This window comes from Pseudomonas oryzae (genome assembly GCF_900104805.1).
In the GTDB taxonomy this organism is placed as follows: domain Bacteria; phylum Pseudomonadota; class Gammaproteobacteria; order Pseudomonadales; family Pseudomonadaceae; genus Geopseudomonas; species Geopseudomonas oryzae.
In genome coordinates this window covers 3,993,255-4,014,825 of the sequence record NZ_LT629751.1, presented here as the reverse complement: position 1 = coordinate 4,014,825, position 21,571 = coordinate 3,993,255, and the positions used below count along the sequence as shown (strand labels likewise).

Annotated in this window: 22 protein-coding genes; 15 read left to right on the top strand and 7 right to left on the bottom strand. The window is 68.5% G+C overall.

Going from position 1 to position 21,571, the window contains the following annotated elements:
* Positions 1-80: 80 nt before the first annotated feature.
* A complete protein-coding gene (locus BLT78_RS18245) occupies positions 81-2,750 on the top strand; it encodes a putative bifunctional diguanylate cyclase/phosphodiesterase (protein ID WP_090351187.1) in 2,670 nt (889 codons plus the stop codon).
* Between the two features lie 3 nt (positions 2,751-2,753).
* Here the strand turns inward: BLT78_RS18245 and BLT78_RS18240 are convergent, their stop codons facing one another.
* From BLT78_RS18240 to dmeF, 4 genes are all read right to left on the bottom strand, one after another.
* Positions 2,754-3,281, bottom strand: coding sequence for a DUF3087 family protein (locus tag BLT78_RS18240; protein ID WP_090351186.1), 528 nt, complete (start codon positions 3,279-3,281; stop codon positions 2,754-2,756).
* A 40-nt stretch (positions 3,282-3,321) separates the two neighbouring features.
* Positions 3,322-5,700 (bottom strand): penicillin acylase family protein, encoded by a 2,379-nt coding sequence (locus tag BLT78_RS18235; RefSeq protein WP_090352401.1) that lies wholly within the window; start codon positions 5,698-5,700, stop codon positions 3,322-3,324.
* A gap of 191 nt (positions 5,701-5,891) precedes the next feature.
* Complete coding sequence (locus BLT78_RS18230; protein WP_090351184.1) at positions 5,892-7,280, bottom strand: PhoH family protein; 1,389 nt, start codon at positions 7,278-7,280, stop codon at positions 5,892-5,894.
* A 238-nt stretch (positions 7,281-7,518) separates the two neighbouring features.
* The gene (gene dmeF / locus BLT78_RS18225; protein WP_090351183.1) at positions 7,519-8,574 is read right to left on the bottom strand and encodes a CDF family Co(II)/Ni(II) efflux transporter DmeF; all 1,056 of its coding nucleotides are present in this window, start codon (positions 8,572-8,574) and stop codon (positions 7,519-7,521) included.
* A gap of 120 nt (positions 8,575-8,694) precedes the next feature.
* Between dmeF and yaaA the strand changes: the two genes are divergently transcribed.
* Together yaaA and BLT78_RS18215 are read left to right on the top strand one after the other, a co-directional pair.
* Positions 8,695-9,474, top strand: a complete 780-nt coding sequence (gene yaaA, locus BLT78_RS18220) for a peroxide stress protein YaaA (RefSeq protein WP_090351181.1) — start codon at positions 8,695-8,697, stop codon at positions 9,472-9,474.
* 20 nt (positions 9,475-9,494) lie between these two features.
* Positions 9,495-9,956 carry a multidrug transporter gene (locus BLT78_RS18215; protein WP_090351180.1) on the top strand — a complete coding sequence of 154 codons (462 nt, stop codon included), beginning with the start codon at positions 9,495-9,497 and terminating at the stop codon, positions 9,954-9,956.
* Positions 9,957-9,971: 15 nt separating this feature from the next.
* Here the strand turns inward: BLT78_RS18215 and BLT78_RS18210 are convergent, their stop codons facing one another.
* From BLT78_RS18210 to BLT78_RS18200, 3 genes are all read right to left on the bottom strand, one after another.
* A complete protein-coding gene (locus tag BLT78_RS18210) occupies positions 9,972-10,454 on the bottom strand; it encodes a phosphate-starvation-inducible protein PsiE (protein WP_090351178.1) in 483 nt (160 codons plus the stop codon).
* A gap of 139 nt (positions 10,455-10,593) precedes the next feature.
* On the bottom strand, positions 10,594-11,286 hold the full coding sequence (locus BLT78_RS18205; protein WP_090352399.1) for a hypothetical protein: 693 nt from the start codon (positions 11,284-11,286) through the stop codon (positions 10,594-10,596).
* Between the two features lie 144 nt (positions 11,287-11,430).
* Positions 11,431-11,964, bottom strand: coding sequence for a pilin (locus BLT78_RS18200; RefSeq protein WP_090351176.1), 534 nt, complete (start codon positions 11,962-11,964; stop codon positions 11,431-11,433).
* Positions 11,965-12,196: 232 nt separating this feature from the next.
* Between BLT78_RS18200 and pilB the strand changes: the two genes are divergently transcribed.
* The 12 genes from pilB to BLT78_RS18140 all read left to right on the top strand — a co-directional run bounded on the left by pilB (position 12,197) and on the right by BLT78_RS18140 (position 21,517).
* Positions 12,197-13,900, top strand: coding sequence for a type IV-A pilus assembly ATPase PilB (gene pilB / locus BLT78_RS18195; protein ID WP_090351175.1), 1,704 nt, complete (start codon positions 12,197-12,199; stop codon positions 13,898-13,900).
* Between the two features lie 2 nt (positions 13,901-13,902).
* Positions 13,903-15,120: a type II secretion system F family protein gene (locus BLT78_RS18190; RefSeq protein WP_090351174.1), complete on the top strand. Its 1,218-nt coding sequence runs from the start codon at positions 13,903-13,905 to the stop codon at positions 15,118-15,120.
* Positions 15,121-15,123: 3 nt separating this feature from the next.
* Positions 15,124-15,996, top strand: coding sequence for a prepilin peptidase (locus tag BLT78_RS18185; protein ID WP_090351173.1), 873 nt, complete (start codon positions 15,124-15,126; stop codon positions 15,994-15,996).
* A 114-nt stretch (positions 15,997-16,110) separates the two neighbouring features.
* A complete protein-coding gene (gene coaE, locus BLT78_RS18180; protein ID WP_090351171.1) occupies positions 16,111-16,719 on the top strand; it encodes a dephospho-CoA kinase in 609 nt (202 codons plus the stop codon).
* Positions 16,719-16,919, top strand: coding sequence for a DNA gyrase inhibitor YacG (gene yacG / locus BLT78_RS18175; protein ID WP_090351170.1), 201 nt, complete (start codon positions 16,719-16,721; stop codon positions 16,917-16,919). The genes coaE and yacG overlap by 1 nt, the downstream gene beginning before the upstream one ends.
* Positions 16,920-16,977: 58 nt before the next feature.
* A complete protein-coding gene (locus BLT78_RS18170) occupies positions 16,978-17,283 on the top strand; it encodes a MazG-like family protein (RefSeq protein WP_090351168.1) in 306 nt (101 codons plus the stop codon).
* Positions 17,284-17,300: 17 nt separating this feature from the next.
* Positions 17,301-18,053 (top strand): methyltransferase, encoded by a 753-nt coding sequence (locus tag BLT78_RS18165; protein WP_090352397.1) that lies wholly within the window; start codon positions 17,301-17,303, stop codon positions 18,051-18,053.
* Between the two features lie 11 nt (positions 18,054-18,064).
* Positions 18,065-18,649, top strand: a complete 585-nt coding sequence (locus BLT78_RS18160) for a DUF4136 domain-containing protein (RefSeq protein ID WP_090351166.1) — start codon at positions 18,065-18,067, stop codon at positions 18,647-18,649.
* Positions 18,650-18,715: 66 nt separating this feature from the next.
* Complete coding sequence (locus BLT78_RS18155; RefSeq protein WP_090351165.1) at positions 18,716-19,282, top strand: DUF4136 domain-containing protein; 567 nt, start codon at positions 18,716-18,718, stop codon at positions 19,280-19,282.
* A 5-nt stretch (positions 19,283-19,287) separates the two neighbouring features.
* Complete coding sequence (locus tag BLT78_RS18150) at positions 19,288-19,650, top strand: DsrE family protein (protein WP_090351163.1); 363 nt, start codon at positions 19,288-19,290, stop codon at positions 19,648-19,650.
* Positions 19,651-19,665: 15 nt separating this feature from the next.
* Positions 19,666-20,145, top strand: a complete 480-nt coding sequence (locus tag BLT78_RS18145) for a glycine cleavage system protein H (protein ID WP_090351161.1) — start codon at positions 19,666-19,668, stop codon at positions 20,143-20,145.
* A gap of 88 nt (positions 20,146-20,233) precedes the next feature.
* Positions 20,234-21,517 carry an MFS transporter gene (locus BLT78_RS18140; protein WP_197673123.1) on the top strand — a complete coding sequence of 428 codons (1,284 nt, stop codon included), beginning with the start codon at positions 20,234-20,236 and terminating at the stop codon, positions 21,515-21,517.
* Positions 21,518-21,571: the final 54 nt, after the last annotated feature.

Below are 21,571 nucleotides of genomic sequence, written 5' to 3'. Positions count from 1 at the left end.
GCGGCATCTCGTTCGTTCGGGCGATTGGAGGGACACCGGCGCTGTGGCACCATCGCCGGACAACAGGGTGGGAGCAGCAGATGACCAAGATGTCGCGCACGAAGTTCATTCGCCTCGTGACGGTCACCTACCTGCTGCTCGGTTCGGCGTGGATCCTGCTTTCCGACCGCCTGCTGGAGCTGTTCGCCGACAAGGACACCCTGCTGCGCGCCTCGACCTGGAAGGGCGCGCTGTTCGTGCTGGCCACCTCCGCCCTGCTCTTCTTCGCCCTGCGCGCCGTGCCCGACGCACGCACGGGCTCGCTGCTCGAACGCATGGCGGTGGGTGCCGGGCCGCCGCGCCGGCACGGCTGGCTGCCCTGGCTGTTCGCCGTGGCCATCACCCTGGTGGTGCTCGGCGTGCGGCAGACCTTCGCCGGGGTGATCGATGGGCGGCCGGTGATGATCCTGTTCGTCCTGCCGGTCACCCTCAGCGCTCTGCTCGGCGGCCTGCTGCCGGGCCTGCTGGCCACCCTGCTGGCCACCCTGGGCCTCGGCCTCTTCGCCCTGGAGCCGAGCGGCAGCCTGGAGATCGCCTCGCGGGTGGAGCGCTTCCAGCTGTTCTGCTTCGTGCTGACCGGGCTCGCCCTCAGCCTGATCATCGAGCAGCTCAAGCGTGTCCGCGAGGGCCTGGGCTTCCACCGCCGCCTGCTCGACTCGCTGGTCGCGGGCACCTCCGACGCCCTGTTCGTCAAGGACCGCGAGGGCCGCTACCTGCTCGCCAACCAGGCCACCGCGGACTTCGTCGGCCGCCCGCTCGACACGCTGATCGGCAGCAGCGACGCACAGCTGTTCAGCCCCGAGGCCAGCGCGCTGATCGCCCGCAACGACCACGAGGTGATCGCCGGCGGGCACACCCGCACCTTCGACGAGCACGTGGCGACCGCCGCGGGCCGCCGACTGGTGTTCTCGGTCAGCAAGGGACCGCTGCTCGACGAGAACGGCGCGGTCAGCGGCCTGTTCGGCATCGCCCGCGACATCACCGCGCGCAAGCAGACCGAGCTGGCCCAGCAGGAGGCCGCGGCGGTGTTCGAGTCGAGCTACGAGGGCATCATGATCCTCGACCGCGCGCGACGCATCGTGCGGGTCAACCCGGCGTTCGTGCGCATCACCGGCTACAGCGCCGACGAGGCGCTCGGCAGGCCGCCGCGCTGGCTGGACGCCGCCGGCTCCGGCGACTCGGAGCCCGCCGACGCGCCCTGGCAGGCGCTGCAGGAGCGCGGCTTCTGGAGCGGCGAGGTGTGGAGCCGGCGCAAGGGCGGCGAGCGCTACGCCCAGCTGCTGTCGCTGTCCGCGGTGCGCGACGCCGACGGCACCGTGCAGCAGTACGTCGGCCTGTTCTCCGACATCAGCCAGCTGAAGAACCACCAGGCCGAGCTGGACCGGGTGGCCAACTACGACCCGCTGACCGGCACGCCGAACCGCCGCCTGCTGGCCGACCGTCTGGAGCAGGCCATCGCCCGCTCGGCACGCTCGGGCAAGTCGCTGGCGGTGTGCATGCTCGACCTCGACGGCTTCCGCCAGATCAACGAGCAGTACGGTCATGCCGGCGGCGACGCGCTGCTCAAGGCGGTGGCCGGCAACCTCCGCCACGTGCTGCGCGCCGAGGACACCCTGGCGCGCCTGAGCGGTGACGAGTTCGCCCTGCTGCTGGCCGACATCGACTCGCCGGAGGACTGCGCCAACATCCTCAGCCGCGTGCTGGCCGCCATCGCCACGCCGGTCAAGGTCGCCGGCAGGCCGATGCGCACCTCGGCGAGCATCGGCGTCAGCCTGTATCCCGACGACAACGTCGACGGCGACACCCTGCTGCGCCACGCCGACCAGGCGATGTTCATGGCCAAGGAGGCGGGCAAGAACTGCTATCACCTGTTCGACCCGGACAGCCACCGCAAGGCGCAGGGCCACCGCCTGTACCTGGAGCAGTTGCGCCTGGCCCTGGAGAGCGACGAGTTCGTCCTCCACTACCAGCCCAAGGTCGACCTCGCCGACGGCCGGGTGCTCGGCGTGGAGGCGCTGGTGCGCTGGCAGGATCCGGGGCGCGGACTGGTCGCGCCGGGCGAGTTCCTGCCCTACGTCGCCAGCGTCGAGCAGCTGGAGCGCGCCCTCGGCGAATGGGTGCTCGACAACGCGCTGGCGCAGCTCGACCACTGGCTGGAGAGCGGCCTGCAGCTCGACATGAGCGTCAACATCAGCGCCCAGCACCTGATGCACGGCGACTTCGTCGAGCGCCTGGACAGCCTGCTGGCGCGCTACCCGGCGGTGCCGCGCCAGTGCCTGGAGCTGGAAATCCTGGAAACCGCGGCGATCGCCGACATGCCGCAGGCCATCGCGGTAATGCAGCGCTGCGGCCGCCTGGGCGTGCGTTTCGCCCTCGACGACTTCGGCACCGGCTACTCCTCGCTCACCTACCTGCGCAAGCTGCCGGTCGACACCCTGAAGATCGACCAGAGCTTCGTGCGCGACATGCTGGTCGACCCCGACGATCGCGCCATCGTCGACGGCGTGATCCGTCTGGCCTCCGCCTTCAACCGCCGGGTGATCGCCGAGGGCGTGGAAACCCTCGAGCACGGCGAGGCCCTGCAGCGCCTCGGCTGCCGCCTCGTCCAGGGCTACGGCATCGCCCGGCCGATGGCGGCGGAGCAGCTGCCCACCTGGCTCGAACAGTGGCGCACGCAGGCACCGTGGCGGCGCCTGGCCGTGTCGTCCTGAACCTCAGCCGTCGACGCGCCTGACCGCCTCCAGCCAGGCCGGATCCAGGCGGGTCTGCTCGGTGTCCATGCCCAGCGCCTGCATGCGCGCCCGGTGCGCGTCGATCTCGCGCACCATCTGGCTGAGGCCGCTGGAGTTGCCGTCCAGCTGGTGCATCTGGGTCAGCCCGAGGTGGTAGAAGCGCAGCAGCCTGAGCGCCTCCGGCCGGCCCGCGGCGACGCCGCTCTCGACATGGTGCATGACGTTGGTGACGCTCATCAGGCTGCGCTTGAGCTGCCAGCCGTAGACCGCCGCGGCCATCCAGGGCTGCGACCAGTACAGCTTGCGCACCAGCAGCACGGTGAGCAGCAGGCCGCCGACCACCCCGCCGAGGTTCCAGCGGAAGTTGTCGCCGCCCGGCGTGCCGAACAGCAGGACCAGCAGGCCGGACAGCAGCATGGCCAGCGGCACGAAGGTGAGGATGATGGTCAGGGTGCTGCGGCGCGTCTGCCGCCGGTACAGCTCCGGGTTCATCGGCTTGATCTCGAACATCGCGGTCACGGGTCTCCTCGGTGTGAATGGCAGGATCGCATTATCGCCCGGCGCCGCCCGGCGGGCGCAGCCACAGCACCCCCTGCGCCTGCGCGGCGATCTGCGCCTCGTCCAGCAGCATCGGCCGGTAGTCGCCGGCGAGGTAGGCAGCGGCCTGGTCGGCGTAATGCTCGTCGAACGGCACCCCGCTCTGCCCCAGCGGGCTGCTGGCCAGCGCCTGCTGCGGCGCGGCGAAGTCGATCAGGCGGCGCACCGAGGGGCCGTAGCCGACCGGCCAGGGCGCCGGGCCGAACTTCTGCGCCAGGTTGTTGGGCGCTTCGTGGGTACCGGGCGCGGCGAAGGCGCCGACGTTGAACAGGCGGTCCAGCGGCGCGACCTTGCCCAGCGGGTGCTCGAAGGTGAGGGTGTGCGCCGCGCCCCACTGCCAGGTGGCCGGGTCGGCGCCCAGGGTGGCGCGCAGGTGCGCCAGGCTGGCCTGCCAGGCGCGCGCCACTATCGCCGCGCGGCTCTCGCGCGCCGCCGTGGCGCGGTCGTCCCACCAGGGCGCGGCCTCGGCGGCGGCGAGCCGCGGCAGGGCGTCGTTGACCGCGCGGGTGCCGAGCAGCGCGGCGAAGAACGACTCGCCCAGCTCGTCGGCCATCGCCTCGTGGGCCAGCTGGTAGAGCAGCTGGTTGAACAGCACCGCGGCGCGCGAGCCGATGCGGTGCTCGCCGTCCCAGGCGGCCAGCTCGGCGAGCAGCACCTCCTCGTCCGCCGCCGCGGCGGCGCGCAGCTCGCCGAGCAGCGGGGCGAGGATGCGCTGCGGAAAGCCGTTGCCCGCCTCCAGCTGCAGCGCCTGGCTGTTGTGCACGTCCCAGTGTCCGCTGGCGGCGTCGAGGCGCTCGCGCAGGCGCCGGTAGCGGTCCACCGGGTTGTAGTAGCCGGGCACCGCGCTGCCGGCCGGACGCTGGTTGGCCGACAGCACGTAGCCGCGCGGCGGGTTCTCCTCGCGCGGGTTGGCGGAGAACGGCAGCAGGCGCGGCGCCGCCGCCTCGGCGCTGGCGCCGTCGAGGACGAAGGCCGGATCGACGCCGGGCGGACGCTCGAGCAGGCGGCCCGCCGCCCACCAGGCGATATCACCGCGGGCCGAGGCCCAGACGATGTTCAGCCCCGGCGCGGCGATCTCGGCCGCCGCCGCGCGGCCCTCGGCCAGGCTGTCGGCGCGGTTGAGCCGGTAGAAGGCGTCGAGGATCGGGTTATCGGCCTCCAGGTGCAGCCAGCGCAGGGCGATCGGCGTCGGCCCGGCCAGCGCGCCGAGGGCGTCGTTGACCAGCGGGCCGTGCGGCGAGCGGCGCAGGATCAGCTCCACCGGCGCGGCGTCCTTCACCGCGATGCGCTCCGTGCGGCTCTGCAGAGCCACCCAGCGTCCGCCCGACCAGACCTGCTCGGGGTTCGCCGGATTGACCCGCTCGGCGATCAGGTCGAGGTCGTCGTTCTGGAACATGGTCAGCGACCAGCCGAAGTCGCGGTTGTGGCCGAGCAGGGCGAAGGGGATCAGCGCGTGGTGCTGGCCGTACAGCTCGAAGCCGGGCGCCGACAGGTGCGCGCTGTACCACACCTGCGGCACGCTGAAGCGGATGTGCGGGTCGCCGGCCAGCAGCGGCTTGCCGCTGGCGGTATGCGCACCGCTGATCGCCCAGGCGTTGCTGCCCTCGAACTGGCTGAGGCCGCTGCGCCCCGGCGCCGCCTCGCCGAGCCGGGCGAGGGCGTGCAAGCCGCGCCAGTCGGCGCCGGCCAGCGCCGGCGCGGACCGCGCCGGTGGCAGGTCACGGCCGAACACCGCCAGGTAGTCGACGCCCAGCTGGTCGCGGATATGGGTCAGCACCGGTTCGGTGCGCAGGGCGGCGGCGAAGCTGTAGGCCATGTAGCCGATCACGCTGAAGCTGTCCTCGGCGCTGAACGGGCGCGGGCGGATGCCGAGCAGGTCGAACTCCAGCGGCAGCGGCCGGCTGGCCTGGTACTGGTTGATGCCGTCGAGGTAGGCCTGCAGCGCGCGCCAGGCCGGGCTGGCGCGGTCGGCCTGGGCCACCTGCTCGGCGGCCCGTTCGCGCAGGCGCAGGGTGCGGAACAGGCGGTCGGTGTCGAGCAGTCCGGCGCCGAGGATCTCGGCCAGCTCGCCGCGCGCCAGGCGGCGCAGCATCTCCATCTGGAACAGGCGTTCCTGGGCGTGCAGGTAGCCCAGCGCGCGGTACAGGTCGGCCTCGTGCTCGGCACGGATGTGCGGCACGCCCTGGGCATCGAAGCGCACGCCGACCGGCGCGGCGAGGCCGGCCAGGTGCAGCTCGCCGTCGCGCTGTGGCTGCTTGCCGTAGAGGTAGACGCCCAGCCCGCCGGCGCCGAGCAGCAGCAGGCCACCCAGCACGAGCAGCGCGCGGCGCAGGCGGGGCGGACGGGTGGCGGGAGAGGACGACAAGGCCACGGCTGGGCTCCGGACAGGAAACGGAGCGCCATTCTACCCGCGCGACCGATCGGCGGATCACCGCCGGTAGACGCCAGCTTGCTGGCGCCTACCGCAGTTGTGGATTGACCGAGTGCAGCGGCCCGCCATCCCGGGCAGGCCGCTGCCGGTCCTTACAGGTGCGCTTCTGCGTACTCGGCCAGCAGCGAGCGCGGCACTCCCTGCAGGGTGATGTGCACGCCGTGGGGGAAGTCCTTGAAGCGTTCGGTCAGGTAGGTCAGCCCCGAGCTGGTGGCCGACAGGTAGGGGGTATCGATCTGCGCCAGGTTGCCCAGGCAGATCACCTTGGAGCCGTTGCCGGCGCGGGTGATGATGGTCTTCATCTGGTGCGGGGTGAGGTTCTGGCACTCGTCGATGAGGATCAGGCTCTGCTGGAAGCTGCGCCCGCGGATGTAGTTGAGCGATTTGAACTGCAGCGGCACGCGCTGGAGGATGTAGTCGACACTGCCGTGGGTGCTCTCGTCGTCCATGTGCAGCGCCTCGAGGTTGTCGGTGATGGCGCCGAGCCAGGGCTCCATCTTCTCCGCCTCGGTGCCGGGCAGGAAGCCGATGTCCTCGTCGAGGCCCTGCACGCTGCGGGTGGCGATGATGCGCCGGTAGCGCTTGCTGACCATGGTCTGCTCGATGGCGGCAGCTAGGGCGAGGATGGTCTTGCCGGAGCCGGCCGCGCCGGTCAGGTTGACCAGGTGGATGTCCGGGTCGAGCAGCGCGTAGAGCGCCAGCGCCTGGTAGATGTCGCGCGGCTTGAGGCCCCAGGCCTCCTGGTGCAGCAGCGGCTCCTGGTGCAGGTCGAGCAGCAGCAGGTGGCTCTTGTGCACTTCCTTGACCCAGCCGACGAAGCCTTGCTCGTCGACGATGAACTCGTTGACGTGGACGTTGGGCAGCGCGTCGCTGAGCTGCACGCGGTGCAGGGTGCGGCCGATCTCCTGGCGGGTGTCGACCTTGCCGACCTTCTGCCAGAACGAGCCCGGCACGCTGTGGTAGCCGCGCGGCAGCAGGGCAACGTCGTCGACCAGCTGGTCGGTGTGGTAGTCCTCGGCAGCCACCCCGCAGGCACGCGCCTTCAGACGCATGTTGATGTCCTTGCTGACCAGCACCACCTCGACGTCCGGGCGACGGCCCTGCAGCTCGACCAGCTGGTTGATGATCTTGTTGTCGTTGAGGTGTTCGGGCAGGCCGCTGAGGGTGGTGTCCAGGCGGCTCATGAGGATCGATAGGCTGCCGCGCGGGGCACCCTTGCCACGCTGGATCGGCACGCCCTGTTCGACCTGCGCCGGCGTCGCCTCGCCGAGCAGGTGGTCGATCAGGCGGATGGCCTGACGGCTCTCGGCCGCCACGCTGTGCTTGCCGGTCTTCAGATGATCGAGCTCCTCGAGCACGGTCATCGGGATGGCCACCTGGTGCTCCTGGAAGTTCAGCAGGGCATTGGGGTCGTGGATCAGGACGTTGGTATCGAGCACATACAGCCTGGGGTGGGTGGTCTTGCCCGCGTGTTTTTCCATGTTCGTACTCCGGTCCCGTTGCTCAGCGACGGAATGCCCGCAGGCGCTCCGCCCTCGGGGTCGCCCGGCCACCGGGTCATGCGGTGGTGGCGACCTGCATGCCAAATTGCGTCCTGAACGTTTACCGATTGATTACCGGGTTTGACTTCCTCCTCCCCGCGTTGATTCCCCCTGGATTGCAGTCTAGGTGGCCGTCCGTCGGTGTGCCGGCCATCAGGAGTTTTTTGCTCCTGTTTTTTCAGTGCGTCGCCAGCGGCGGGTGGCCGCTGGCGCAGCGATTGACCTCGATGGTGACGTGCACCAGCTCGCCCAGCACGGCAAGACGCGCCTTGTAGTCGTCCGGCTGCAGGCCATCGTGGGTCACCACGCTGAGCAGGCAGGCGTACTGGGCGCGACCGACCCGCCACAGGTGCAGGTCGGTGACCTCGGTGTCCGGATCCGCCTCGACCAGCGCGCGCACCCTCCGCGCCAGGGCGCCGTCGTCCGCCTCGCGGTCGAGCAGCGCATGGCTGGTCTCGCGCAGCAGGCCCCTGGCCCACACTGCGATGATCAGTGCGCCGACCACGCCGATCAGCGGATCCAGCCAGCCCCAGCCGAAGTACTTGCCGCCGAGCAGCGCGGCGATCGCCGCCACCGAGGTCAGCGCATCGGCCAGCACGTGGAGGAAGGCGGCATGGCGGTTGAGGTCGCGCCCGGCCGGCGCCTGTCCCTCGCCATGGGCATGCGCAGGGTCGTGGTCGTGGTCGTGGTCGTGGTCGTGGTCGTGGTCGTGGTCGTGGTCGTGGTGAGCGTGGCTGCTGCCGTGCGCATGTCCATGACCGTGAGCATGGTCATGGCCGTGCTCGTCGTGCAGCAGCCAGGCCGAGGCGAGGTTGACGACCAGGCCGATGCCAGCCACCCACAGCGCCTGGTCGAAGCTGATCGGCTCCGGTCGCCACAGGCGCGCCAGCGACTCCAGCGCCATCAGCCCGGCCACCACGACCAGCAGCAGGGCGCTGGCGAAGCCGGCGAGCACCTCGATCTTCCAGGTACCGAAGACGAAGCGCGGATCGCGCGCGTAGCGCCGCGCCATCTGGTAGGCCAGCGCGGCAAGGCCCAGGGCCAGCATGTGCGAGGCCATGTGCCAGCCGTCGGCGAGCAGGGCCATGGAGTTGAACCAGCTGCCGGCGACGATCTCCACCAGCATGGTCAACCCGGTCAGCGCGACCACCGTCCAAGCCTGGCGTTCGGCGCGCCGTTCGAGGGGACGATAGTCGTGGGAGGACTCCCAGCGCGAGTGATCGCATTCAGCCATCGATACGCTTCCTGTCGGCCTTTGCCACTAGCTTGCGCCCTTGCCCCGGGGCAAGGTCAAGCCCGCAGCCACACGGGAAAAGCGCTGCTAGAATCGGGCCAAAGTCCGAGGAGCCCCGCCATGCTGATGGTGATTTCCCCCGCCAAGACGCTCGATTACGGCAACGCGCCGGTCACCGCGCGCTACACCTTGCCCGAGCATCTGGACCACTCCGCCGAGCTGATCGCCCAGCTGCGCGAACTGACCCCGGCGCAGATCGCCGAGCTGATGCATCTCTCCGACAAGCTCGCCGGCCTCAACGCCGCGCGCTTCGCCGAGTGGACGCCGGAGTTCACCCCGGCCAACGCCAAGCAGGCGCTGCTCGCCTTCAAAGGCGACGTGTACACCGGGCTGGATGCCGACAGCTTCGACGAGGACGACTTCGACTTCGCCCAGCAGCACCTGCGCATGCTCTCCGGGCTGTACGGCGTGCTGCGCCCGCTCGACCTGATGCAGCCCTACCGCCTGGAGATGGGCACCAAACTGGCCAACGCGCGCGGCAAGGACCTCGACGCCTTCTGGGGCGAGCGCATCAGCGGCTGGCTGAACCAGGCACTGGCCGCACAGGGCGACGCCATCCTGCTCAACCTGGCCTCCAACGAGTACTTCGGCGCGGTCAAGCGCAAGGCGGTGCAGGCGCGGGTCATCGACACCGAGTTCAAGGACCTGAAGAACGGCCAGTACAAGATCATCAGCTTCTACGCCAAGAAGGCGCGCGGCCTGATGGCGCGCTACGTGATCAAGAACCGCCTGCGCGACCCCGAGGCGCTCAAGGGCTTCGATCTCGACGGCTACTACTACGCTGAACAGCACTCGAGCGCGGACAAGCTGGTGTTCCTGCGCGACCACGCCGAGGACTGATACCCACGGGAGGTGACTGCATGCTGATCGGCGCCCTGCTCACCCTCAGCTGGCTGGCTCTGCTGATCCGCTACCCTGCGCGGGCGGTGCCGCTCAGCCTGGCAGCGGTGTTCGCCCTCGGTCTGGTGGCGCTGCTGCTGCTCTGGCAGGAACAGCGCCAGCGGCAACGCCTCGAACGCCTGGAACTGACCCTCGCGCTGGACGCCGTCTGCCCCGCCGACCGCCCGCTGCGCGCGCGGCTGCACAACGGCAGCGACGCCGCCTTGCACGACCTGCGCTGGCAGGTCGGCGCCTACCAGCGCGGCGACAGCATCAACCTCGCCGACAGCCGCTACGACAGCCCGCACTACCGCGCCCCACACACCGTGCTGGCCGGCAGGGACTGGACGGAATGCCTGCCGTTGCCACCATTGCGCCCCGGCTATCGCGCCGCCGGCCTGGAGTTCCGCGCCGTGCGGCTGGAAGGGCGGTTCGACGAGTGAGGTTCGCCCCCAGCGTCAGAGCTTGTCGCCCAGACTGGCCGGATCCAGCCCCTTGCGCCCGCCATCCGTCGGCGGCACCGGGAAGCGCGCCGAGGCATAGCGCACCACCAGGGTCGACACCGCCAGCAGCAGGATCGCCCCGCAGACCATGACGATGCCCATGCTCGGCTTGTGCTCGTGCTGGATATCGGCGATCAGCAGACGGGTCAGCGCGGTGATCGCCACATAGATGAGGAAGCGCACGGGCATGTGGTTGGTCTTGAAATAGATGCCAACCATGGCACCCAGCTCGAGGTAGATGAACAGCAGCAGGATATCGTCGATGCTCGCCGCACCCTTGCCGACCATCCCCCAGAACGCCACCGCCGCCGCCCAGGCCACTGTGCCGCCGATGGCGAACAGCGCCAGATAGTGGAAGCCCTCGACCAGCAGATTGCCGAGGGCATCGGCCTGATGGTGCATGGCGTGGCGCAGGCGTTCGGCGCGGTGTGGTTTCATGGTCTTGATTCCCTTGAAAATTCGATGGGGGAATCAGGCCATAGCAGCTGGCGGAATGGCAAGCCGCCGGGCCGGTGGCATCTCGACACACCCGTGCCGCAACGGGGCGCGGAGAAGACACATGGCGGGCGTCCCCGCCTCAGGTGGCTGGGATAAAGTCCGTGACCTTGCGTGCTTCCAGGTCGAAACAGACCGACCCGGTCTGGTAGGAGCTCTCGAGATCGACGCGCAGGCAGGAGCCGCCGGCGGTCTGGTCACCGACACGCAGAACCTGCTTCAGCGCTTGTAGGTCGGCAGGCAGTTCACGGTACTGCTCCACCCGCTGCTGCAGCGGCGTCTCGCCATTGAGCAACGCCTGGGTATGCTGGACCAGGAAGTCGGCCTTGTTGACCGGCACTTCGAGGTAGAAAAATCTCGGCGTCCAGCCGGCGAGTTCGTCCACAACCCTGGGATCGAGTCCCGCCTGCCGGTAATCCTCGCGGTTGAGCACGTAGAAGGTGTCGAACACGTGCACCACGGCCAGCGGACGGGCCTGGGCAACGACATAACAGCCGCCGGCCAGCGCCAGCACCTGGACCAGGCCGATCAGCGACAGGTCCCTGACCAGCTCCGCCCTCGGCTTGCGCGGATTAAACACGATCAGGGTGAGACAGGGACCGAGCACCAGATCGACGGCGGCGATGATCCGCAGTCCTTCCCAACCACCGGCAGAGAGAAACAAGCTGCCTGGAAACAGCCAGAACAATACCAGCGCGGCCAGCACGGTAAAGACCAGCAAGCTGATCAGCAGATGGACAGCAAAAGCGCCCCAACGACTCACCGACTTCGTCATACCCATCTCGAGCGAAACTCCAAACGGCTGCATATCGAATCTTTAATCCCCCACAAAGCAAAAGACCCCTTAGATCAGGGGTCTTTTACTCAAGACAGAAGGGCCGCGCTAGGCGCTAAGCAGATCAGGCGCGACCCGTTCTGCTTAGCGGCACTCGCTCGGCGCGAACTGCGGCGGCAGGGTACCGACATTCAGAGCAGGCAGGTTACGAGCAGTGGAGACGGCGTTGTTGACGGAAGCGCAGCCCCAGTCGACGGAGCCGGTGTTGCCGGTACCGAAGTTGGCAGCCAGCTGCACCGGAGCAACGCCGGTCTGTACGTAGGGGGTATAGACCAGGGTGGAAGCGGCCGGGATGTTACCGACGTTGGCCTCGTTGAAGGTGACGGTGATCTCGCCAGTGCCGGGATCGACCTGCACGGAGGTGACGTACTTACTGGTGGCACCGGTGCCGTTGGCCTGGGCGTTCCAGGTATTAGCGGTAGCGGTCAGCTCAGCTGCGGTATTGACTTCGCCGATCATCTGCTTGGCACTGGCGGCCAGGCCGACGCCTTCGGTCACGCGGGAGCGGATGGTGTAGTCCTGGTAGGCCGGCAGGGCGACGGCAGCCAGGATACCGATGATCGCGACCACGATCATCAATTCAATCAGGGTAAAGCCTTTCTGCAGTTGAGCTTTCATCACTAGTACTCCATGTAGAGAGAGGAGGTCTTGCGGACCTGCCAGAGTTAATGCAGACCGCATGCCAACTTTGCAGAAGCCTTGTTCTGCGGGGTTTGCAGGCCATGCACCCGCCCATGAAACCCCATCCGCGCCAGGATCTGCCGTTTTTTGTCACACCGCTCGTATGGAATTGGCAGCGCTACGGCATTGCGCTATAAGGCAGCCACCGGATTTACAGGTTGCCTCCCCCATGAACGACTCCATCGCCCTCACCGGCCTGGCCCGCCAGCTGGTGTTCGCCGAGCTGCTGGATGCCAGAACAGCACAGCAGGCGCAGGCCGAAGCGCTGCGCAACAAGGTCCCGCTGGTCAGCCACCTGGTGCAGAACAAGCTGGTCAAGCCGCGGGCGCTGGCGGAGATGGCCAGCGAGCAGTTCGGCCTGCCGCTCTTCGACCTCAAGGCGCTGGACAAGGAGCTGCAACCCAAGGAGCTGGTCAGTGAGAAGCTGATCCGCGAACACCGCGTGCTACCGCTGCTGCGCCGCGGCAACCTGCTGTTCGTCGGCGCCTCCGACCCGACCAACCAGCAGGCGATCCGCGACATCCAGTTCAGCATCGGCCTGACCGTGGAAACCTTGTTGGTGGAAGACGACAAGCTGGGCGAGGCCATCGACAAGTTCTTCGATACCGGCACCAGCGGCATGGAGGACCTGGCCGATGTCGACCTCGACGGCGTAGACATCGACCAGAGCGGTGAGAAAAAGGAAGAGGCAGTGGCCGGCAGCGATGCCGACGATGCGCCGGTAGTCAAGTTCGTCAACAAGATGCTGCTGGACGCCATCCGCGGCGGCTCCTCGGACCTGCACTTCGAGCCCTACGAGAAGACCTACCGGGTGCGCTTCCGTACCGACGGCATGCTCCACGAGGTGGCTCGCCCACCGATTCAGCTGGCCAGTCGCATCGCCGCACGCCTCAAGGTGATGGCTGCCATGGATATCTCCGAACGGCGCAAGCCGCAGGATGGGCGAATCAAGCTGAAGATCTCCGCCAACAAGGCCATCGACTTCCGCGTCAACACCCTGCCCACCCTGTGGGGCGAGAAGATCGTGATGCGGATTCTCGACCCCTCCAGCGCGCAGATGGGTATCGACGCCCTCGGTTACGAGGAAGAGCAGAAGGAGCTGTACCTCAAGGCACTGAGCCAGCCGCAAGGCATGATCCTGGTCACCGGCCCCACCGGTTCGGGCAAGACGGTTTCCCTCTATACCGGCCTGAATATCCTCAACACCCCGGACATCAACATCTCCACCGCCGAAGACCCGGTGGAGATCAACCTGGAAGGTATCAACCAGGTCAACGTCAATCCCAAGCAGGGTATGGACTTCTCCCAGGCGCTGCGCGCCTTCCTGCGTCAGGACCCGGACGTGATCATGGTCGGCGAGATCCGCGACCTGGAAACCGCCGAAATCGCCGTCAAGGCCGCGCAGACCGGCCACATGGTGATGTCCACCCTGCACACCAACAGCGCCCCGGAAACCCTCACCCGCCTGCGCAACATGGGCGTACCGGCATTCAACATCGCGACATCGGTCAACCTGATCATCGCCCAGCGTCTGGCCCGCCGCCTCTGCCCGGCGTGCAAGAAGGTGCATGACGTACCGCGCGAGACGCTGCTCAAGGAAGGCTTCCCCGAGGAGCAGATCGGCAAGTTCAAGTTGTACCAGCCGGTGGGCTGTGACGTCTGCAAGGGCGGCTACAAGGGCCGAGTGGGTATTTATGAAGTGGTTAAAATCACGCCGGCATTGCAGCGCATTATCATGGAAGAAGGCAATTCCATCGAAATCGCGGCCAAGGCCCGCGAAGAAGGCTTCAACGATCTGCGCACCTCGGGCCTGCTCAAGGCCATGCAAGGCATGACCAGCCTCGAGGAAGTCAACCGCGTGACCAAGGATTAACCATGGCGGCAAAAGCGTTACAGAACAGCACCTTCGTCTGGGAAGGCACCGACCGCAAAGGAGCCAAGGTCAAGGGCGAGATCAGCGCCCAGGATCCGGCTCTGGCCAAGGCGCAACTGCGCAAGCAGGGTATCAACCCGCTCAAGGTGAAGAAGAAGACCGGCTCGTTACTGGGCAAGGGCAAGAAGATCAAACCCATCGATATTGCCCTGTTCACCCGGCAGATGGCGACCATGATGAAGTCCGGCGTTCCGCTCCTGCAGTCGTTCGACATCATCGCCGACGGCGTGGAAAACCAGAACATGCGTGCCCTGGTGCTGGATATCAAGCAGGAAGTGGCCGCCGGTAACAGCCTGGCCAGTTCATTGCGCAAGAAGCCGCTGTACTTCGACGATCTCTACTGCAATCTGGTGGAGTCGGGCGAACAGTCCGGCGCCTTGGAAACCCTGCTCGACCGCATTGCCACCTACAAGGAAAAGACCGAGGCGCTCAAGGCCAAGGTGAAGAAGGCAATGACCTATCCGATCGCGGTCATCGTGGTCGCCCTGATCGTCTCGGCCATTCTGCTTATCAAGGTCGTGCCGCAATTCCAGGAAGTATTCGCCAATTTCGGCGCCGAGCTGCCGGCCTTCACCCAGATGGTGATCAATCTCTCGGAGATGCTGCAGGAATGGTGGCTGATCGTCCTGGTCGCGATCATAGCTATTGGTTACGCCTTCAAGGAAGTCCACAGGCGCTCGGAGAAATTCCGTAATCAAGTGGATCGTACCGTGCTCAAAATGCCGCTCGTCGGGGATATCACCTACAAGAGCGCCGTGGCCCGCTACGCGCGCACCCTGTCCACCACCTTCGCTGCCGGCGTGCCACTGGTCGAAGCTCTCGACTCGGTCGCCGGCGCCGCCGGCAACGTGGTGTTCCGCGAAGCGGTCAACCGCATCAAGCAGGACGTTTCCACCGGCATGCAACTGAATTTCTCGATGCGCGCCACTGGCGTGTTCCCGGCCATGGCCGTGCAGATGGCCTCTATCGGCGAGGAGTCCGGTTCGCTGGACAGCATGCTGGACAAGGTTGCCGAATACTACGAGGCGGAGGTGGACAACATGGTCGACAACCTGACCACGCTGATGGAGCCGATGATCATGGCCGTGCTCGGCGTACTGGTCGGCGGCCTGATCATCGCCATGTACCTGCCGATCTTCCAGCTGGGTGCCGTCGTCTGATCGATGAACATTCTCGACTTTCTGGCCAGCCACGCGCTGGCCTTTGTTTTCTGCACCGCCATCCTCGGCCTGCTGGTCGGCAGCTTCCTCAACGTGGTGGTCTACCGCCTGCCGGTGATGATGCAGCGCGACTGGCAGGCGCAGGCGCGCGAGGTACTGGAACTGCAGTCGGTCGAACCGGCCGAGCGTTTCAACCTGCTGCTGCCGGACTCGCACTGCCCGCACTGCGGGCACCAGATCCGCGCCTGGGAGAACATCCCAATCCTCAGCTGGCTGCTGCTGCGGGGACGCTGCGCCGGTTGCAAGGCGCCGATCAGCCTGCGCTACCCGCTGGTCGAGCTGACCTGCGGTGTGCTGTCTGCCGTGGTCGCCTGGCAGTTCGGTTTCTCCTGGGCCACCGGTGCGGTACTGCTGCTGACCTGGGGCCTGCTGGCGATGAGCCTGATCGACGCAGACCACCAGCTGCTGCCCGACGTGCTGGTACTGCCGCTGCTGTGGCTGGGGCTGATCGTCAACCAGTCCGGGCTGCTGGCCAGTCCGAGCGATGCCTTCTGGGGTGCGGTGGCCGGCTATCTCAGCCTGTGGTCGGTGTACTGGCTGTTCAAGCTGGTGACCGGCAAGGAGGGCATGGGCTACGGCGACTTCAAGCTGCTGGCCATGCTCGGCGCCTGGGGCGGCTGGCAGATCCTGCCGCTGACCATCCTGCTCTCCTCGGTGGTCGGCGCGGTGCTCGGCATCATCATCCTGCGCCTGCGCAGCGCCGACAGCGGCACGCCGCTGCCGTTCGGTCCCTACCTGGCGCTCGCCGGCTGGATCGCCCTGCTGTGGGGCGATGCGATCACCGGCAGCTACCTGCGCTTCGCCGGGCTGGGTTGAACGTAGGGTGCGCCATGCGCACCCTGCTTCCGAACGGTGACTCACCCTCCTGTGGAGGCCCGCCGCCAACCGGGCGATAATGCGCCCATCGCGGCAACGGATCTTCTCTTCCCCATGAAACCCTGGATTCTCGGCCTCACCGGCGGCATCGGCAGTGGCAAGAGCGCCGCGGCCAGCCACTTCGCCAGCCTCGGCGTGCATCAGGTCGATGCCGACCAGGCAGCGCGCTGGGTCGTGGAACCGGGACGCCCGGCGCTGACCCATATCGTCGACCGCTTCGGCGAGCAGATCCTCCAGGACAGCGGCCATCTCGACCGCGCCGCCCTGCGTGCGCGGATCTTCCAGGTGCCGGAGGAGCGTCAGTGGCTGGAGCAGCTGTTGCACCCGCTGATCCGCGAGGAAATCCGCAGTGTGCTGGAAGAGGCCCGCTCGCCCTACGCCATCCTGGTGTCGCCGCTGCTGGTCGAGTCCGTGCCGCAGCGGCAGATGACCCAGCGCGTGCTGGTGGTGGACGTGCCGGAACAGCTGCAGGTCGAGCGTACACTCGCCCGCGACCGTGTGCCCGAGGCACAGGTCCGCGCCATCCTGCAGGCCCAGGCCAGCCGCGAGGAGCGCCTGCGGCATGCCCACGACGTGCTGGTCAACGATCGCGACCTGGCCTGGCTGCAGCGCGAGGTCGAGCGCCTGCACGACTACTACCTGACCTTGCGAGGAGGCCGCTGATGAAGAAGCCGCTGACCGTCGCCTGTCCGACCTGCGGCGCGCAGGTGGAATGGGCTGCCGACAACCCGTTCCGCCCGTTCTGCTGCGAGCGCTGCAAGCTGATCGATCTCGGCGCCTGGGCCGCCGAGGAGCACGCGATTCCGGGCGACAACCTGGAAGACGAGCTGTTCAGCGGCGAACTGGACAACCCGCGCCACTGACCGCCACTTGCCTGCCGAGCGCCAGCGGTCGAAGCTATGCTCCATTCAAGGAGCGCCCATGAACATCGACGAACTGACCCGCCGCCTGCACGCCATCCGCGACCACAACGACTGGCGGCGCTTCCACAGCCCGAAGAACCTGACCATGGCCGCCAGCGTGGAAATGGCCGAGCTGGTGGAGATCTTCCAGTGGCTGAGCGAGGACGAGGCACGCGCCCTGCCGGCAGAGCAGCTGGAACATGCCGGTCAGGAGATCGGCGACGTGGTGCTCTACCTGTTGCTGCTGTGCGGCGAGCTCGGTCTGGACCTGGACCAGGTGGTGCGCGCCAAATTGGCCGACACCGAAAGGCGCTACAAGCGATGAGCGGGATCGACATGCCTCTGCCCGACCGCCACTTCGACGAGCTGGCCACCCGCTTCGCCGAGAAGATCTACGGCGGCGCCAAGGGCGCCATTCGCCTCGCCGTGCTGCAGGCCGACCTCAAGGAAGCGCTGCCGCAGCGCCCGCTGCGTGTGCTCGACGTCGGCGCCGGCCTCGGCCACATGAGCCTGTGGCTGGCCGAGCACGGTCACGCGGTGACCCTCGCCGAGCCGGCCGCGCCGATGCTCGACGGCGCCCGTGCGCGCTTCGCCGCGGCCGGACGGCAGGCCGCCTTCGTCCAGGCGCCCTGGCAGGAGCTGCTCGGCCGCTTCGAGCAACCCTTCGACCTGGTACTGTGCCATGCCGTGCTGGAGTGGCTGGCCGAGCCGCCGGCGATCCTGCCGGTACTGCACCAGCTCACCGCGGCAGGCGGCTGGCTGTCGCTGGCCTTCTACAACCGTGACGCGCTGATCTACCGCAACCTGCTCAAGGGCCACTTCCGCAAGCTGCGCAAGGAGCGCTTCGCCGGCGAGGGGCAGAGCCTGACCCCGCAGCGCCCGCTCGATCCGCGCGAGCTGGCCGGCCAGCTCGACGACTGGTTCGCCGTCGAGCAGCGCAGCGGCGTGCGGGTGTTCCACGACTACATGCCGGCCGAGTTCCAGGGCCGCGCCGAACTGGGCGACCTGCTGGAGATGGAGCTGGCCTACCGCCGCCATCCGGCCTTCGCCGGGCTCGGTCGCTACCTGCACTGGCTGTGCCGGCCACGTAGCTGAGAGTCACCAGCATGCGTCGCTGCCTCGCCCTGCTGCTCGTCGCCAGTCTCGCCGGCTGCCGCGACAATCCCTACAGCGCGAGCCACCTGCCCTACCCGCCGACACCCAGCGATCCGCAGGCGGCGGTGCGGGCCGACCCCGGCAGCTATCCACCGCCGCCACTCGACCTCGGTCGCTACCGCAACTGGCAATGGGGCATGGCGATCGACGAGCCGCTGGCCGGCATCGTCAGCGCCGCGCTCGACCAGCGCGGCCTGCGCCCGGCCACCGCGCAGGCACCGGCCACCCTGGAACTCCGGGTGCTGCAGCGCACCAGCATCCACCAGCGGCAGATCTTCGACGAGCCGGCCTATGGCGACGGCTTCGCCATCTACGACCGCCACGCCGGCTACTGGGGAACCACCCCGGTGCCCATCGTGCGCATCGTCAGCTTCCCCGTCGAGGTGGTGCGGCTCGAACTGTTCGACGCGCAGAGCGGCGTGCGTGTGTGGAGCGGCAACGGCGAAGCGGTGCGCGCCGGCGACGGCCCGGCCAGCATCGCCGACAGCCTGCGCCGCGCGGTGGCCGAGGCGCTGAGCAGCTTCCCGCCGCCTTGACCCTGGCCGGCGGCGCGCCACACTGGAACAACAGAGTCGGCCCTCAGCGCCGACGGGAGCACCACCATGCTGCACCGCCTGCTGTTTGTCGCCGCCCTGCTCGCCCTGCCCGCCTGCCAGACCGTGCAGCTCGACAGCGACTACGACCCCAACCGCAACTTCACCAGCCTGCAGAGCTGGGCCTGGCAGGAGCCGGCCGTGCAGTACCGACCGAACGACCCGCGCCTGAGCAGCGACCTCACCGCCCAGCGGCTGCGCGAGGCGGTCGGCCAGCAGCTCGAGCAACGCGGCCTGCGCCAGGCTGCCAGCGCCGCGGCCGCCGACTTCCTCGTGCAGGCATTCCTGATCGTCGACCAGCGCCAGCAGCAGGTCGCCACCTACTACGGCGGTTACTACGGCGGCGGCTACTGGGGCGGCATGTGGGGCTACCCCGGCCACACAGAGGTGCGCACCCTCGACTATCAGGTGGGCACCCTGCAGCTCGACTTCCTCGATCGCGACGGCCGGCTGATCTGGCGCGGCAGCGCAGCGCAGATCCTCCGTTCCGGGCAGAAGTCGCCGGCCGAGCGCAGCCGGGCGATCCACGACAGTGTGGCGAAGATCCTCGCCCAGTACCCGCCGCGGGGGCGCTGAGCGCCATGGGCCAGCGCATCCTGATCCTGGTCGCCAGCGGCCCGAGCACGCCGCTGCGCTGCGCCGCGCCGTTCCACATCGCCACCCTGCTCGCCTGCATGGACGCCGAGGTGACCCTGTTCCTCACCGGCGAGGGCGTGCAACTGGCCCGCAGCGAAATCGCCGACACGCTTTGCGCCATCGACGGCGGCGAGCCGATCCGCCACTTCATCCGTCAGGCGCGCAGCGCCGGCGCGCGCCTGCTGATGTGTCGTGCGCCGGGCGTGCCGCTGCACGAGTACCGGCTGATCGACGAGGTGGAGAGCAGCGCCAGCGGCGGCGAGCTGGCGCAGATGATCCTCGAGTACGACCGCGTGCTGACCCTCTGAACGCCTGGAGTGCCGATGAGCGAGCCCCTCAACCTGCACGGCCTGCCCTTCCCCGCCGACCGCCTGTATGCGCCGGCGCACAACCTGTGGCTGCGCGAGGAGGCCGATGGCAGCGTGACCCTCGGCCTGACCGCCTACGGCTGCGCGCTGTACGGGCAGATCTTCGCCTTCACCGCCAAGCGCGCCGGCCTACACGTCGACGCCGAACGCAGCTTCGGCGTGGTCGAGTTCGCCAAGGCCGCCTGCTCGGCGCGCAGTCCGCTGGCCGGCGAGCTGCTGACCGGCAACCCGGTACTGGCGGAACAGCCGGGGCTGATCAACCGCGACTGCTACGGCGCCGGCTGGCTGGTGCGCCTGCGTCCGGACGACTGGCCGGCGGCCCGCGCGCAGTTTCTCTCCGCCGCCGCGGCGCTGCCCGCCTTCGCCGAACAGATGCGTCTGGACGGCTTCGATCCGCAGAGCCGCGGGGTGCAGGCACTGCGGCACAAGGAGTGAGCGCGCGGGCGGGCCACGCCGCGGGCGACAGCCGCCGCGGCGGACAGTAAGCTGTGCCGCCCGAAATTCCCGGTTGCGGATCGCCTTCGTGAGTGCCACCCCGTCCGCCGGCGCCAGCCGCTGGCCCCAAGCCGTGCGCGCACTGCGCCATCGCAATTTCCGCCTGTACTTCGGCGGCCAGCTGGTGTCGATCCTCGGCAACTGGATCCAGCAGGTGGCGCTGGCCTGGCTGGTCTACCGGCTGACCGGTTCGAGCGCCCTGCTCGGCCTGACCAGCTTCCTCGCCCTCGCCCCCCAGCTGCTGATCGGCCCGCTGATCGGCGCCTGGATCGACCGCCGCAACAAGCACCGCCTGCTGCAACAGGTGCAGGGCCTGCTCTGCGTGCAGGCCACCACGCTGGCCACGCTCACCGCGCTGGGCTGGGTCACGCCCCACCTGCTGGTGGCCATGGCCGCCCTGCTCGGCGTGCTCAACGCCTTCGACACACCGACCCGCCAGGCACTGATGAGCCGCTTCATCGACACGCGCGCCGACCTGCCCAACGCCCTGGCGCTCAACGCCATGCTGGTCAACAGCTCGCGCTTCGTCGGCCCGCCGCTGGCCGGCCTGCTGCTCGGCGTCAGCAGCGAGGCGTTCTGCTTCGCCCTCAACGCCGCCTCCTATCTGGCGCTGTTCGCCGGCCTGCGCCTGATGCGCATCGAAGCGGCGCCGGCGGCGCGCGGCTCGGTCGGGGCGGTGTTCCGCCAGGGCCTGGACTACCTGCGCGGCGAGCTGGCGATGCGCCGGCTGATGCTCGGCGTCGCGATGCTCAACCTGTGCGCCTCCTGCTACGTGGTGCTGCTGCCGGTGTTCGCCAAGGACGTGTTCGCCGGCGACGCCAGCACCCTCGGCTGGTTGTGGGGCGCGGCCGGCGGCGGCGCGCTGGCCGCCTCGCTGTTCCTCGCCAGCCGTCGCTCGACCGACGGTCAGGTGTGGCTGATCCTGGTCACCAGCGCGCTGTGCGGCGGCGCCCTGCTGCTGTTCGCCAACAGCACGCGGCTGCCCCTGGCGCTCGCCGCCATGGTCCTGCTCGGCTTCGGCCTGACCTGCGCCAACGTCGGCACCAACATCCTCCTGCAGAGCATGGCGCCGGACGCCCTGCGCGGTCGCGTGGTGTCCTTCTACATCGCCTGCCGCTTCGGCTTCGAGGCCCTCGGCGGCCTGTGCGCCGGCCTGCTCGCCACCCGCTTCGGCGCCCCCGTCACCCTGGGCGGCGCCGGCGCCCTGCTGCTGGCCTGGTGCCTGTGGCTGCTGCCGCGCCAGCGGGTGCTCGATCAGGCAGTCGGCGCGGCGCACGCCGCCCGCGCGCAGGACGAGGCCGCGAGCGGCTGAGACATGCCGACGCCGGCGCAGCGTCTATAGTGAATTGACCCCCCGCCGCGACGG

What these genes read in the sequence shown, in the direction of transcription:
- dmeF (WP_090351183.1), bottom strand. Translation starts at nt 8,574, where the DNA reads ATGGCTGAATGCGATCACTCGCGCTGGGAGTCCTCCCACGACTATCGT.
- BLT78_RS18205 (WP_090352399.1), bottom strand. Translation starts at nt 11,286, where the DNA reads ATGACGAAGTCGGTGAGTCGTTGGGGCGCTTTTGCTGTCCATCTGCTG.
- BLT78_RS18200 (WP_090351176.1), bottom strand. Translation starts at nt 11,964, where the DNA reads ATGAAAGCTCAACTGCAGAAAGGCTTTACCCTGATTGAATTGATGATC.
- BLT78_RS18240 (WP_090351186.1), bottom strand. Translation starts at nt 3,281, where the DNA reads ATGTTCGAGATCAAGCCGATGAACCCGGAGCTGTACCGGCGGCAGACG.
- BLT78_RS18190 (WP_090351174.1), top strand. Translation starts at nt 13,903, where the DNA reads ATGGCGGCAAAAGCGTTACAGAACAGCACCTTCGTCTGGGAAGGCACC.
- BLT78_RS18185 (WP_090351173.1), top strand. Translation starts at nt 15,124, where the DNA reads ATGAACATTCTCGACTTTCTGGCCAGCCACGCGCTGGCCTTTGTTTTC.
- yaaA (WP_090351181.1), top strand. Translation starts at nt 8,695, where the DNA reads ATGCTGATGGTGATTTCCCCCGCCAAGACGCTCGATTACGGCAACGCG.
- pilB (WP_090351175.1), top strand. Translation starts at nt 12,197, where the DNA reads ATGAACGACTCCATCGCCCTCACCGGCCTGGCCCGCCAGCTGGTGTTC.
- BLT78_RS18155 (WP_090351165.1), top strand. Translation starts at nt 18,716, where the DNA reads ATGCTGCACCGCCTGCTGTTTGTCGCCGCCCTGCTCGCCCTGCCCGCC.
- BLT78_RS18170 (WP_090351168.1), top strand. Translation starts at nt 16,978, where the DNA reads ATGAACATCGACGAACTGACCCGCCGCCTGCACGCCATCCGCGACCAC.
- coaE (WP_090351171.1), top strand. Translation starts at nt 16,111, where the DNA reads ATGAAACCCTGGATTCTCGGCCTCACCGGCGGCATCGGCAGTGGCAAG.
- BLT78_RS18160 (WP_090351166.1), top strand. Translation starts at nt 18,065, where the DNA reads ATGCGTCGCTGCCTCGCCCTGCTGCTCGTCGCCAGTCTCGCCGGCTGC.
- BLT78_RS18145 (WP_090351161.1), top strand. Translation starts at nt 19,666, where the DNA reads ATGAGCGAGCCCCTCAACCTGCACGGCCTGCCCTTCCCCGCCGACCGC.
- BLT78_RS18230 (WP_090351184.1), bottom strand. Translation starts at nt 7,280, where the DNA reads ATGGAAAAACACGCGGGCAAGACCACCCACCCCAGGCTGTATGTGCTC.
- BLT78_RS18215 (WP_090351180.1), top strand. Translation starts at nt 9,495, where the DNA reads ATGCTGATCGGCGCCCTGCTCACCCTCAGCTGGCTGGCTCTGCTGATC.
- BLT78_RS18150 (WP_090351163.1), top strand. Translation starts at nt 19,288, where the DNA reads ATGGGCCAGCGCATCCTGATCCTGGTCGCCAGCGGCCCGAGCACGCCG.
- yacG (WP_090351170.1), top strand. Translation starts at nt 16,719, where the DNA reads ATGAAGAAGCCGCTGACCGTCGCCTGTCCGACCTGCGGCGCGCAGGTG.
- BLT78_RS18210 (WP_090351178.1), bottom strand. Translation starts at nt 10,454, where the DNA reads ATGAAACCACACCGCGCCGAACGCCTGCGCCACGCCATGCACCATCAG.
- BLT78_RS18245 (WP_090351187.1), top strand. Translation starts at nt 81, where the DNA reads ATGACCAAGATGTCGCGCACGAAGTTCATTCGCCTCGTGACGGTCACC.